This window comes from Lelliottia sp. F153, from assembly GCF_002870005.1.
In the GTDB taxonomy this organism is placed as follows: domain Bacteria; phylum Pseudomonadota; class Gammaproteobacteria; order Enterobacterales; family Enterobacteriaceae; genus Enterobacter; species Enterobacter nimipressuralis.
The window spans coordinates 934,296-947,843 of the sequence record NZ_PKFT01000001.1 but is presented as its reverse complement, the minus strand read 5'-3'; the positions used below and the strand labels follow the sequence as shown (position 1 = coordinate 947,843).

The window sequence follows — 13,548 nt, the reverse complement described above, 5'->3', positions numbered from 1 at the left end:
CCTGTTTGCCGGATGCGCTGCGCTTATTCGGCTAACGGAATGTTGTCGTTGTCGGCCCGATGGCGAAAAGCCACCGGGCACTTTTGTTAAGACGATTTACGTACGCGCAAATACCATTCGCACAGCAGACGAACCTGCTTGCGGGTATAGCCTTTCTCCATCATGCGGTCGACAAAATCGTCGTGCTTTTTCTGCTCGTCGGTTGAGGTTTTGGCATTAAACGAAATGACCGGCAACAGCTCTTCGGTGTTTGAGAACATTTTCTTCTCAATAACCGTGCGCAGTTTTTCGTAGCTGGTCCAGTTCGGGTTACGTCCGCTGTTATGCGCTCTGGCGCGCAGCACGAAGTTCACGATCTCGTTACGGAAGTCTTTCGGATTACTGATCCCGGCCGGCTTCTCAATTTTTTCCAGTTCCGCGTTCAGGGATTCACGGTCAAACAGCTGGCCGGTATCCGGGTCGCGGTATTCCTGATCCTGGATCCAGAAGTCCGCATAGGTGACATAACGGTCGAAAATGTTCTGCCCGTATTCGGAATAGGATTCCAGGTAGGCGGTCTGGATCTCTTTGCCGATAAACTCGGCGTATTTCGGAATCAGATAGCCTTTGAGGAACTCAAGATACCGTTCCGCCAGATCCTGCGGGAACTGTTCGCGCTCAATCTGCTGCTCCAGAACGTAGAACAGATGTACCGGGTTGGCCGCCACTTCGGCGTGATCGAAGTTAAACACGCGGGAGAGGATTTTAAACGCGAAACGCGTGGACAAGCCGTTCATCCCTTCGTCGACACCGGCGTAATCGCGATACTCCTGATAGGACTTCGCTTTCGGGTCGGTATCTTTCAGACTTTCGCCATCGTAGACGCGCATCTTCGAATAGATGCTGGAGTTTTCTGGCTCTTTCAGACGCGAGAGAATCGAGAAGCGCGACAGCGTTTCCAGGGTTCCCGGCGCGCAAGGGGCATGCACCAGCTCACTGTTGTTAAGCAGTTTCTCGTAAATTTTGATCTCTTCGGAGATCCGCAGGCAATAAGGCACTTTGACAATGTACACACGGTCAAGGAACGCCTCGTTGTTTTTGTTATTACGGAAGGTGACCCATTCTGATTCGTTCGAGTGAGCCAGAATAATCCCGTTAAACGGCAGGGCGGAAATACCTTCCGTCCCGTTGTAGTTCCCTTCCTGGGTGGCGGTCAGCAGCGGATGCAGCACCTTGATTGGCGCTTTAAACATCTCGACGAACTCCATCACACCCTGGTTGGCACGGCACAGCGCGCCGGAATAGCCATAGGCATCCGGATCGTTTTGCGCGTGGTGTTCCAGTTTACGGATATCGACCTTACCGACCAGCGCGGAGATATCCTGGTTGTTCTCATCGCCCGGCTCGGTCTTGGCAATCGCAATCTGCTGCAGAATGGATGGCCAGACTTTTACCACGCGGAATTTGGTGATGTCGCCGCCAAACTCATGCAGGCGCTTCGCCGCCCACGGCGACATGATCGTGCCGAGATAGCGGTTCGGGATACCAAACTCTTTATCCAGAATTTGGGCATCTTCCTGCGGATTGAACAGGCACAGCGGATGATCGTTAACCGGGCTGCGTTCTCCGTTGGCGCTAAGAACATAGATCGGCACGCGCTGCATCAGTGATTTCAGGCGCTCTGCCAGGGACGATTTACCGCCACCGACCGGGCCTAATAAGTAAAGGATCTGTTTCTTCTCTTCCAGACCCTGAGCCGCGTGTTTCAGGTACGAAACAATTTGCTCGATGGCGTCTTCCATGCCATAAAATTCTTCAAAAGCGGGGTATCGTGCAACCACACGATTCGAAAAGAGACGGGAGAGCCGTGGTTCGAGGGCAGTGTCGACCATGTTTGGCTCACCGATAGCCATCAATAGCCGTTCTGCCGCATTGGCATAGGCACTGCGATCTTGCTTACAGACAGCAAGAAACTCCTGCAGTGTGAACTCTTCGTCCTTGGCAGCTTCATAGCGCTGGCGATAGTGATCGAATATATTCATGGCATGCCGTCCTTTCGTTTTTTAGCACAGGAAAAGAGCCGTTCGTATGAATAGTGGAGGCTCCTGGAAGCGTCTTCACCCCCGCACCTCAGTACCAGAGCAGCAACCCGTGTGCCAGGTCTTGCGCTCTCAACCGCCGGGCGTACAGCAATTCATCTTCCTAAAATTAAGCGTAGATGGCATTTGCAAAACTTGCATGCCTCCAGAATCTAATTTCAATGACATATCAATAACTCATCCAAAAAATCTGCGGCGAGATTCAGGATAAAACGTCGACTTTCACTGCCTCGTCACATAAATGAAAGCCTCCGGTCATCTTAAATGATGAAAATAATCGGTTAATTAAACTCATTAGCGGGCAAAAAATTTTGGGATGTGTGGGCAGGGCGGTTACACTTCACTCGCTGATTATTTGACTACAGGAAAGAATGGATTGTGACCAAACTCAAACTTCTGGCATTGGGCGTACTTGTCGCCACGTCCGTTAGCACCGCTCACGCGGCCGATCAGTGGTCCGTTGGCGCAGGCGTCGGCGTTATCAACAGCCCGTATAAACAGTACGATCGCGACGTTTATCCGGTGCCAGTGATCACTTATGAAGGCGATAATTTCTGGTTCCGCGGCCTGGGTGGCGGTTACTACCTGTGGAATGACAACACAGATAAGCTCTCCATCATGGCGTACTACAACCCGATGCACTTCAAACCGGGTGACAGTGACAGCCGTGCACTGCGTCAGCTCGATAAACGCAGAAGCAGCGTGATGGCGGGGCTTTCCTATGTTCACAACACCCAGTATGGTTTCCTGCGTACCTCGCTTGCGGGCGATACGCTGGACAATAGCAACGGGTTTATCTGGGATCTGGCCTGGTTGTACCGCTACACCAACGGCGGCATCACGCTGACGCCGGGTATCGGTGTGGAGTACAGCAGCGAAAACTACAATGACTACTATTATGGGGTGTCCCATAAAGAGTCTAAACGTAGTGGCCTGAACAGCTATGACGCGGATGACGGCTGGAACCCGTACCTGGAACTGACCGCAAGCTACAAGTTTGCCAGCGACTGGAACCTGTACGCCTCTACCCGTTACACCCGTCTTAGCGATGAAGTGAAAGACAGCCCAATGGTTGATAAGTCCTGGGCCGGTCTGTTCTCTGCGGGCGTGACCTACAGCTTCTGATTGTGCACTTTTACGGTGCATTCTGTGCATGACAACGGGGCGCTTGCGCCCCGTTTGCTTTATGGTGGTGCGGAGAAAAACAGGAGAGAAACATGTCAGATAAAACCGTGACTTTTGCTGACCGTTTTACCTTGCCGGCGATGGGGCAGGGAACCTGGTATATGGGGGAAAACGCCGGTCAGCGGCAAAACGAAGTGGCTGCACTGCGAGCGGGCATCGATATGGGGCTGACGCTCATCGATACCGCCGAAATGTATGCAGATGGCCGAGCCGAGGAGGTGGTGGGCGAGGCGATCAAAGGCCAGCGCGATCGCGTCTTTCTGGTCTCCAAGATTTATCCGTGGAATGCGGGCGGGAAAAAGGGGATAGCGGCCTGCGAGGCCAGCCTCCGTCGTCTTGGCACCGACTACATCGACCTTTACTTACTGCACTGGCGGGGAAACTACGGTCTGGACGAGACCGTTGAGCTGATGCAGACATTGCAACAGCAGGGCAAAATTGGCCGCTGGGGTGTGTCTAATTTCGACCATGACGATATGCAGGAGATGTGGGGCGTCGACGGTGGTGCGGAGTGTGCCACCAATCAGGTGCTTTATCATCTGGCCTCGCGTGGCATTGAATACGATCTCCTTCCCTGGTGTCAGCAGCAGTCGATGCCGGTGATGGCCTATTGCCCGCTGGCGCAAGCCGGACGGCTACGCTCTGGCCTGCTCAACCATCCCGCCGTGAATGACATTGCGCAACATCATCATGCCAGCGCCGCACAGGTGCTTCTTGCGTGGGTGATTAGCCATCAGGGTGTTATCGCCATTCCAAAAGCGGCGTCGATTGAACATGTGAAAGAGAATGCAGGCGCGTTGGCGTTAACGCTTTCGGCTGAAGAACTTGCGCGGCTGGATGCAGCGTTCCCGGCGCCGGGGCGTAAAACAGCACTGGACGTGGTGTAACGAAATTTCCCCTCTCCGGGCAGAGAGGGGAACAGGATTAGCGTTTAACGATTTTGATGGTCTGACCCAGGCGTGAAGGTTTATCCGCGCTGGTTTTCTGCGGTGCGGTGACGCACGCAGTTTCGACGCAGACAAAGGTTTTATACCCGTCGTCCGGTACGTCAGCCATGCTCACAGAGAGCGCCGGGCCTGGGTTCCAGCCCACCACATTGCTGTGATGGTGGTGAACCACTTCAATACCACGGTTGAGCGCCGCATCGTGGATCACGCTGCAGGCTTCCGGGTTCAGATAGACGCGGTCGGTACGATCCGGGAAGGTCTGCACGCCGTCGCTCAGTTTACCTTCTTTCGCGTTATCCACTTTATCGATAAAGCGATCGCCAAAGCCGCTCACTTTCACATCCGCAATGTCACCGACGTTGAAATAGGTGTGCAGGGCAGAGGTGGTTTCAAACTCACCGTGTGCTTCCAGCTCAATTTCACAGGTTTGACCCAGTTTGAAGCGGGCATACAGCGTGAAGTCATGCGGCCACAGCGCGCGGGTTTCGTCATTGCTTTGCAGTTCGAAGGTCAGCACGGCGCCGTTATCATCTTCGTTGTGCGCTTTCAGCGTCCACTGTTGGTTACGGGCAAAACCATGCGCTGGCAGGCCTGCTTCAGCGGCAGGGCCGAACCACGGCCAGCAGATAGGTACGCCACCGCGAATCGCCGCCCCTTTCTTGAAAGAGGTCGCCGCGCTCAGCCACAGGCCTTCTTCTTCGCCTTCTGGTTTCCAGGAGAGCAGGTGGGCGCCATTGAGGGCCACAGAGGCTTTCACGCGTGGGTGGTCGACGACAATTATATCCGCGCCATCAATCTGGCGGCGGGAGAGTACAGGGGTAAGTTGTTCGACTACTGGAAGTGCAAAAATTTTGTGAATCATTACGCAATCCTCTGTCTTTAAGCATAAAAAAAGGCGACCGAGGTCGCCTTTTTGGATCAGTATCTCATCTCAACTTATTTGGAGATGTGAGCGATCAGGTCCAGTACTTTGTTAGAGTAGCCAGTTTCGTTGTCGTACCAGGAAACCAGTTTCACGAAGTTGTCGTTCAGTGCGATACCTGCTTTAGCATCGAACACAGAAGTGCACACTTCGCCGTTGAAGTCGGTAGAAACAACGTCGTCTTCGGTGTAACCCAGAACGCCTTTCATTGCGCCTTCAGAAGCGGCTTTGATAGCTTTCTTGATTTCTTCGTAAGACGCTGCTTTTTCCAGACGAACGGTCAGGTCAACAACGGATACGTTTGGAGTAGGAACGCGGAACGCCATACCAGTCAGTTTGCCATTCAGTTCTGGCAGTACTTTACCTACTGCTTTAGCAGCACCGGTAGAGGATGGGATGATGTTCTGAGCTGCGCCGCGGCCGCCGCGCCAGTCTTTGTGAGACGGGCCATCAACGGTTTTCTGAGTTGCGGTGGTCGCGTGAACAGTGGTCATCAGACCTTCGATGATGCCGAAGTTGTCGTTGATAACTTTTGCCAGCGGAGCCAGGCAGTTGGTGGTGCAGGATGCGTTAGAAACGATGTCCTGGCCTTCGTATTTGTCAAAGTTAGCGCCTTTAACGAACATAGGCGTGTTGTCTTTGGAAGGACCAGTCAGAACAACTTTCTTCGCACCAGCGGTGATGTGTTTACGCGCAGTTTCGTCGGTCAGGAAGATACCCGTTGCTTCAGCAACAACATCAACACCGATTTCGTTCCACTTCAGGTTAGCTGGATCTTTTTCAGCAGTAACACGGATGGTTTTGCCGTTAACAACCAGGTGGCCGTCTTTCACTTCAACGGTGCCATTGAAACGACCGTGAGTTGAGTCGTACTTCAGCATGTACGCCATGTATTCAGCGTCCAACAGATCGTTGATACCAACGATTTCGATGTCAGAACGTTCCTGAGCAGCACGGAAAACAATACGGCCGATACGGCCAAAACCGTTGATACCTACTTTGATAGTCATATATTCCACCAGCTATTTGTTAGTGAATAAAAGGTTGCCTGTAAAATTACAAAAACCTTACGCAGCGTCAAGCGGAATCGTGTCAATCATTGCGACAAATCAATCCTGCGCATAACCTTTGTGCGACTGACAGCCTCACTTTCCCTTTGAGCTAGCAACCACATGGGGGCTGCGCCCGGGATTTTAAAGGGCTATCAGGATAAATATGTGAGCAAGATCACAATTGCCTGACTGCCGTACCGCAACGCATAAGTTTAGAACAAAAGTTCACACTTCAGTGTTAATGTTTTGTTAGAATTCGCGATGAAAGGTATCTGTTTCTACAGCGAGATCTGAGCATATGTCGAATCAACGTAACCCTGACGAACTCAAAAAAAATCTAACAGAAATGCAGTTCTACGTGACGCAGAACCACGGAACTGAACCCCCATTCACCGGGCGTTTGCTGCACAATAAGCGCGATGGCGTCTATCACTGTCTGGTGTGCGATGCACCGCTGTTTAATTCCCAGTCAAAATATGATTCTGGCTGCGGCTGGCCGAGCTTTTACGAGCCTGTCAGCGACGAGGCCATCCGCTATTTAACGGACTCTTCACACGGTATGCAGCGCACAGAAATCCGCTGCGGAAACTGCGATGCTCATCTCGGACACGTTTTCCCGGATGGCCCACAGCCCACGGGTGAGCGTTTCTGTGTAAATTCGGCGTCGATGAGCTTCTCTGATGACGAAAATGGCGACCAGACCAAAGGTTGAAAAACCGATTCAGCAAATTATTCCATCACAGCGGATTTCTCATGAATATTGATGACATGATTAACAGTATGACGCCGGACGTGTATCAGCGTCTGGTGACAGCCGTAGAACTGGGGAAATGGCCGGATGGCGTGGCGCTGACGACAGAGCAAAAAGAGAACAGCCTGCAGCTGGTGATGCTGTGGCAGGCGCGCAATAACAGCGACGCACAGCACATGACCATCGACACCAAAGGCCAGATGGTGATGAAGAGTAAGCGCGAGCTGAAGGAAGATTTTGGCATCACGCCAAAACCGATTGCGACGATGAAAATGCAGTAACCGTAGGCCGGGCAAGCGCTAACGCTGCCCGGCAAATGAGTTAGTGCTTAATCTCTAACGACGTCGCTAACTGCTTCGCCAGCTGGTTGTGGTCGTCCGCGCCATACTCCCAGAACATCGCGCCACCCAGACCTTTCTCTTTGATGTACTGCGCCTTCAGGTCGACCGAACGCGGGTTTTCGTACGACAGAGCGAACAGTTCCTTGCCCTCCGCCGATTTCACCGACAGCCACGGCACTTTCGCCTGATCGTCCCAGTGCTCGGTAAAGCGTTTCTGCGGATCGTTAATCAGCTTGCTGACAATATCGTTGTACTTCACGTAGGTATCTTTGGTGAGGTCATAGCCCAACGCCTTGAACAATCCGATCTCCTGCGCACCGAAGTACGGCTGTGTCACTGGGTTTTTCTCAGCATCTGTTTTTGTCCAGTCGATGCCAGGCTCCACGCTGCGTTTTGGCACGCGCCCGTAAAAACCAATCCCTAAATTCATCTGCTCAGGTTTCAGCCCGGCAGCCAGGTAGTTGTTGACCACAAAATCAGCGCTGTATTTGTCCGCGGCGGCCACAGTTGGCCATTTAGTGGAGTCATACAGGTTCGAGTTAAAATACTGCGTGCCGTAGGCCATATCGTAGGTCATCAGATTGATGTAGTTCAGATACGGCGCGATCGCTTTGACGTCGACCCAGCTTTTTGGACTTTCCGCATTCGCCCCCAGGGCGACAGTCACCAGCTTCTCTTTCGGCAGCGCTTCGCGGATCTCCTTCAGCAGGGCGGTGAAGTTGTCTTTATCGGCGGGCTGCTTATCCACCAGACCCCACGCACCGTTCACCGGGTACTCCCAGTCGAGATCGATGCCATCAAGTCCGTAGGTCGTGACGATCTCCTGCACGGAGCGAATAAACACGGCGCGGCTCTCTTTGCTATCTGCGGCGCCGGAGAATCCGCGCGCGCCCCAGCCGCCAACAGAGAGCAGGACTTTAAGCTGTGGGTTTTGCTTACGCAGTTCAGGGATTTTATGCAGATCGGCGGTGACCTTCGGCGAGAGCCAGATTTGGTGCAGCTTACTGGCGTCTTTCAGCGCGGCGTTGGTTTCACCCGCTTCGTTGTTATAGATAAGACCAAACGAGTAGTTGAGGTGGGTAATCTGGCGAACATCCAGCTTATCGATGTCACCTCCCGGCCCGGCAGTCACATCGCCGCCACCGTTGAAGTAGCCGACGGACATCAGGTCAGCCGCAAAAAGGGCTGGAGCGCAGAGCAGGGGTAAGGCTGCCATCACAGGCAATAGCTTCATAACGTATCCTCTTTGACTAAAAAAAGTACGTCACATCAGGGATGTGACAAAAAATAGCCAAACGAGGATAGCAGTGCCGCTTCGCTGAAACTGCGAGAGAGGTTGAATTTTTGTTATACGGGAAACAAAAGGCTGTTAACGGCAGGCACCGCAGCGCGTAACTGTCCGGAAGCGTAAAGGGTGACTAAAGCTATCGTGAGGCGTGGGAAACGATGAGGAGTAGAAAATTTGGCCGGGCAGCATTGTCATGCCCGGCCAGGAATGCAGGATTACTTTTTATCAATCATCGCTTTCAGATTGGCAAACGGGTTGTATTTCGCTTCCCCGACGCTCTTCTGCGCATCTTCACCCGCGACGACGGTGGAACCGTACAGGTCGGCTTCCGTGTATTTGGAATGCTCATGATCGTGGCAGAACAGGCATAGCATCTCCCAGTTGCTGCCGTCTTCCGGGTTATTGGAGTGATCGTGATCGATATGGTGAACCGTCAGCTCACGCAGGTTGGAATAGACAAATTCGCGGCTACAGCGACCGCATACCCACGGAAAAAGCTTCAGCGCCTTTTCACGGTAACCGACTTCGAGCCGGGCATAGTTTTTTGGGATAAAAGCCATACGAGTGGCCCTCCTGAAAAAGATAAAAAATGGGAACCGCGCTTACGCCTGCGTCTCTTGCCAGTCGGAGAGGGTGTACAGCGTCGCACCTGCCGTCGACATCTCCATAAACGCCAGCGCGCTATCCTGCGCCTGAATATTCACGCCGCGACAGCCATCGGTGATGACGCTGACGTTATACCCCAGTTTTAGCGCATCGAGGACAGTGAACTTCACACAGTAATCCGTCGCCAGCCCCATCACGATCAGCTCGCCGATCTCATGATGGCGCAGCCACTCATCGAGCGCGGTTTTCTGTCGATGGCCGTTGTCGAAAAAGGCGCTGTAGCTGTCGATATTCGGATTTTCGCCTTTATGAAACACCGCGTCGATGGCCGCTTGATTCAGCAGCGGATGCAGTTCAGCCCCTTCGGTCTGCTGAATGCAGTGATCGGGCCAAAAGGTTTGCGCCAGACCGTCCAGCTCGCCCCGGGTAAACGGCTCAACATTGTGCTGGCTGGCAAAGCTGCCGTGATCCGCCGGATGCCAGTCCTGGCTTGCCACCACCGCCTCACCGCGCGCTTTACACCACGCAATCAGCGTATTGGCAACATCCACGGTGCTATCACCACCGGCTACCGCCAGCGCGCCACCGGCGCAAAAATCATTTTGCAGATCGACCAGCAGCAGGGCACGTTGCTTCATAACACTCTCCTTATTCGTCCGGCGTCAGTTCGCCGCGCAGGTTTTGCATCATCGCGGTACGCATCGATTGCACGTCCAGATCCTGACTGAGTAAGTAATGAAGTTTAGTCAGGGTGGCCTCGACCGTCATATCGAACCCGCTGATCACCCCGGCATGCGCCAGCGCGTTGCCCGTGGCATATCCCCCCATATTCACTTTACCGGACATGCACTGGGTGAGGTTAACCACCAGAATGCCGCGATCGCTCGCTTCCTGCAGCTCTTTCAGGAACTCGCCGTTCTGCGGCGCATTGCCCACGCCGTAGGAGCGCAGGATAAGCGCTTTCACCGGCTGGCGCAGGAAGTTGCGCACCACGTCGGCAGAAATCCCCGGATAAATCGTCACCACGCCAATCGGCTGTGGGGTGATCGGGTGAACAATCAGCTCGCCCGCCGTGTGGGGTGCCGGTGGTGTGCCCAGACGACGAATATGAATACCCGCCTCCAGCAACGGCTGCAGGTTTGGCGACGCAAAGGCATCAAAACCGTCGGCATGTGCTTTGGTGGTGCGGTTCCCGCGATAAAGTCGGTTGTTGAAGAACAGCGACACTTCATTGATCGGGTAATTGGCGGCGACATACAGGGAGTTGAGCAGGTTGATCTGCCCGTCGGAGCGCAGCTCCGCCAGCGGGATCTGCGAGCCGGTCACGATCACCGGCTTGCCGAGGTTCTCCAGCATGAAGGAGAGCGCAGAGGCCGTAAACGCCATGGTGTCGGTACCGTGCAGGATCACAAAGCCATCGTACTCGTCGTAATGGGCTTTGATATCTTCTGCGATATGCTGCCAGTCTTCCGGCGTCATATCTGAGGAGTCCATCAGCGGATCGTACTCGTGAATGGTGAAGTCTGGCATCTCCTGGCGGTGGAACTCGGGCATCAGCGCGAGCTGGCGCTGGAGATGGCCGGAGACAGGAATATAGCCATTTTCAGAGCGCTGCATACCGATGGTCCCGCCGGTATACGCCACATAAATCGATTTCTTCTGCATGATAGTGTGTTCTTGTGCTTCAAAGAAAAATCCCCCCTTCGCGAGAAGAGGGGACAGGGTTTTTAGCGAACGTTAGCGCAGGTGAGGCAGAACGCGTAACGGTTTTGCGGATCGTTAAAGGCGGCGAGCTTATCGCTCTCGGCTTTTACGACGCTTGCCGCGCTCGCCACTGGCGCAGGCAGATAGGCCTGAATTGCAGCAGGCAGCATCGCGCGCACTGAACCGGACATGCTGTTCATCACCATATCCACAAACGTCGGCTCATCCTGATAATACGCAATGTGCCACTGTTTCAGTTTTGCCAGTTCGGCGGCTTTCGCGACGGCGTCATCGAAGTCGCCCAGGCTGTCGACCAGCCCATTGTTCTTCGCGTCCTGGCCGGTCCAGACATGGCCCTGCGCGATTTTATCCACCTGCTCCGGCGTGGATTTACGGGAATCCGCCACCAGCGTGATAAAGCGCTTATAACCGTTCTCAATACTGAGCTGCATCATCTGCGACACTTCCGGTGGCAGGGATTTGGTCACGGCCACATCCGCCAGCGGTGACGTCGCAACGCCATCCGTATGCACACCCAGATAATCAAGGCTGTTTTCAACGGTATTAATGACGCCGAAGATACCGATAGAGCCGGTTAACGTACTCGGGTTCGCCACGATGTAGTTCGCTGGTGTGGAGATCCAGTAGCCGCCGGATGCCGCCATACCGCCCATCGACACCACCACCGGTTTGCCTGCAGCACGCGCGGCGGCCAGTTCCGCACGGATCACTTCCGAAGCGCTGACGCTGCCGCCAGGGCTGTTGACGCGCAGGACAATGGCTTTCACTTTCGGGTCCAGACGCGCATCGCGGATCTGCGACGCGGTCGTGTCACCGCCCACGTTCCCCGGCGTCTCTTCACCGTCCATGATCGCGCCGTTGGCAAAGACCACGGCCACGCTGTCACCCGTCTCGCTCGGTTTTTTCGGCGTGTAATCGTAGAGGCTGATGGCGCTGTAGTTCTTGTCTTCTTTGCTCCAGCCAAACTGCTTGGTCAGCGCTTTTTCGATCTCTGCGCTGGAGCCGAGGGTGTCGACCAGTTTGTTATCGAGCGCGTATTTCGCCGTATCGCCGCCAACTTTAGTCAGGCCATCCAGCATCGCCTGTGCACCTGGGAAGACCTGCTCAGGGGTGATCTGACGGTTCGCGGCGACGGTGGCGAGATAGTTCTGCCACAGTTCGCCGATCCAGCGGCTGTCCGCTTCACGGGCGGCAGGGGACATATCATCGCGAATAAACGGCTCAACCGCCGATTTATAGGTCCCGACGCGGAACACGTGCGTGGTCACTTTCAGCTTATCCAGCAGCGATTTGTAGTACAGCCCGTTGGTGGCAAAACCGTGCAGATCGACGGTGCCCTGCGGGGAGAGCCAAATCTTGTTGGCAAAGCTCGCCAGATAATATTGCCCCTGGCTGTAGCTGTCGCCCACGGCAATCACTGGTTTACCGCTGTCGCGGAATTCACGCAGCGCTTTACCGATGTACTGCATCGACGGCTGATCGCCCCCGGCGAAGTTTTTCAGGTCCAGCACAATGCCGGTAATGTTGCGATCGTCTTTCGCCTGACGAATAGCGTCGACGATATCAAACAGGGAGTTTTCCTGCATACGATCGGAGGTGGAGCCAAGCAGCTGACGGCCAATCACGCCCAGACGATTGCTGGTGGACGGCTTATCGACAATCACACCGGTAATGTCGAGCAGCAGCGCGCCGCGCTCGGAATGCTGCGCCTGGTTACTGCTGCTGATGTGCATCCACAGGCCCACACACACCAGAATCAGGAAGATGAAGAAGATATTCATCACCAGTTCGCGGACAAAATTGAGCAACCGCCACGTCCATTTAAAGAAACCGGCAAAAATTCGCCAAAGGGTTCGCATGTATTCTCCCAAACCAGATAATGACCGTTTCCGTCGCGACTGGACGGCAATGTGGGGTTATCGTAATGACCCAACCGTCACTTGTCAGCAGGAATCGCCCACTGCGCTGTAACAAATTCTGCTGTCGTGTTAATTTTGTGAGCAAATTTGAAGACAGGAGTGAATCAATGGACGCACTTGAACTGCTTGTTAACCGTCGTAGCGCTTCTCGCCTGGCGGAACCTGCGCCTGCGGGCGAACAGCTGGAAAACATTCTGCGCGCCGGTATGCGCGCCCCGGATCACGGTACGCTCTCGCCGTGGCACTTCTTTATTATTGAAGGCGAAGGGCGCGACCGTTTCAGCACCTTGCTTGAGAATGGGGCGATGGCCGCCGAGCAGGATGAAAAAGCGATTGATAAAGCGCGCAATGCGCCGTTTCGCGCGCCGATGATCATCGCGGTGGTGGCGAAATGTCAGCCGGAACACAAAGTACCGGTCTGGGAGCAGGAGATGTCTGCAGGCTGCGCGGTGATGGCGATGCAAATGGCGGCTGTGGCTCAGGGCTTTAACGGCATCTGGCGCACCGGCCCGCTGACCGACAGCCCGGTGGTGCGCGAAGGGCTTTCCTGCGCCCAGCACGATAAAATCGTTGGCTTCCTCTACTTAGGCACGCCGCAGCTGAAAGCCTCGACCACCATTACAGCACCCGATACCGCCCCGTTCGTCACCCGTTTCTGATAATCACACTAAACTGTCTGGATTATGAGCAAGCGTCGCATAATTCAGACAGTCATACTTACCTCATCACGGAAT

General features: G+C 54.3%; 13 protein-coding genes. 5 read left to right on the top strand and 8 right to left on the bottom strand.

Features of this window, described 5'->3' with window-relative positions; translation table 11 throughout:
• Positions 1-86: 86 nt before the first annotated feature.
• Entirely contained in the window at positions 87-2,021 is a 1,935-nt protein-coding gene (yeaG, locus tag F153LOC_RS04535) for a protein kinase YeaG (protein ID WP_100780530.1), read from the bottom strand.
• 435 nt (positions 2,022-2,456) lie between these two features.
• Between yeaG and F153LOC_RS04530 the strand changes: the two genes are divergently transcribed.
• Positions 2,457-3,203, top strand: coding sequence for a MipA/OmpV family protein (locus F153LOC_RS04530; RefSeq protein WP_102103480.1), 747 nt, complete (start codon positions 2,457-2,459; stop codon positions 3,201-3,203).
• Positions 3,204-3,295: 92 nt separating this feature from the next.
• A complete protein-coding gene (locus F153LOC_RS04525; protein ID WP_102103481.1) occupies positions 3,296-4,150 on the top strand; it encodes an aldo/keto reductase in 855 nt (284 codons plus the stop codon).
• Between the two features lie 37 nt (positions 4,151-4,187).
• Here the strand turns inward: F153LOC_RS04525 and F153LOC_RS04520 are convergent, their stop codons facing one another.
• Both F153LOC_RS04520 and gapA read right to left on the bottom strand, forming a co-directional pair.
• On the bottom strand, positions 4,188-5,072 hold the full coding sequence (locus F153LOC_RS04520; RefSeq protein WP_100780527.1) for a D-hexose-6-phosphate mutarotase: 885 nt from the start codon (positions 5,070-5,072) through the stop codon (positions 4,188-4,190).
• Positions 5,073-5,146: 74 nt separating this feature from the next.
• Positions 5,147-6,142: a glyceraldehyde-3-phosphate dehydrogenase gene (gene gapA, locus F153LOC_RS04515; protein ID WP_100780526.1), complete on the bottom strand. Its 996-nt coding sequence runs from the start codon at positions 6,140-6,142 to the stop codon at positions 5,147-5,149.
• A 340-nt stretch (positions 6,143-6,482) separates the two neighbouring features.
• On the opposite strand from gapA, the gene msrB reads away from it, so the two are divergent.
• Complete coding sequence (gene msrB / locus F153LOC_RS04510; RefSeq protein WP_100780525.1) at positions 6,483-6,896, top strand: peptide-methionine (R)-S-oxide reductase MsrB; 414 nt, start codon at positions 6,483-6,485, stop codon at positions 6,894-6,896.
• Positions 6,897-6,937: 41 nt separating this feature from the next.
• Positions 6,938-7,216, top strand: a complete 279-nt coding sequence (locus F153LOC_RS04505; RefSeq protein ID WP_102103482.1) for a YeaC family protein — start codon at positions 6,938-6,940, stop codon at positions 7,214-7,216.
• A gap of 40 nt (positions 7,217-7,256) precedes the next feature.
• Here F153LOC_RS04505 and F153LOC_RS04500 read toward each other — a convergent pair whose 3' ends face one another.
• From F153LOC_RS04500 to sppA, 5 genes are all read right to left on the bottom strand, one after another.
• Entirely contained in the window at positions 7,257-8,510 is a 1,254-nt protein-coding gene (locus F153LOC_RS04500; protein ID WP_102103483.1) for a glycoside hydrolase family 18 protein, read from the bottom strand.
• Between the two features lie 269 nt (positions 8,511-8,779).
• Positions 8,780-9,124: an HNH nuclease YajD gene (yajD, locus tag F153LOC_RS04495; protein ID WP_100780522.1), complete on the bottom strand. Its 345-nt coding sequence runs from the start codon at positions 9,122-9,124 to the stop codon at positions 8,780-8,782.
• Between the two features lie 42 nt (positions 9,125-9,166).
• On the bottom strand, positions 9,167-9,808 hold the full coding sequence (pncA, locus tag F153LOC_RS04490) for a bifunctional nicotinamidase/pyrazinamidase (protein ID WP_102103484.1): 642 nt from the start codon (positions 9,806-9,808) through the stop codon (positions 9,167-9,169).
• A gap of 10 nt (positions 9,809-9,818) precedes the next feature.
• Positions 9,819-10,835 (bottom strand): asparaginase, encoded by a 1,017-nt coding sequence (gene ansA / locus F153LOC_RS04485; RefSeq protein WP_100780520.1) that lies wholly within the window; start codon positions 10,833-10,835, stop codon positions 9,819-9,821.
• A 62-nt stretch (positions 10,836-10,897) separates the two neighbouring features.
• A complete protein-coding gene (gene sppA / locus F153LOC_RS04480; protein ID WP_102103485.1) occupies positions 10,898-12,754 on the bottom strand; it encodes a signal peptide peptidase SppA in 1,857 nt (618 codons plus the stop codon).
• A 167-nt stretch (positions 12,755-12,921) separates the two neighbouring features.
• On the opposite strand from sppA, the gene F153LOC_RS04470 reads away from it, so the two are divergent.
• Positions 12,922-13,473, top strand: a complete 552-nt coding sequence (locus F153LOC_RS04470) for an NAD(P)H nitroreductase (protein WP_100780518.1) — start codon at positions 12,922-12,924, stop codon at positions 13,471-13,473.
• The last annotated feature ends 75 nt before the right edge of the window (positions 13,474-13,548 follow it).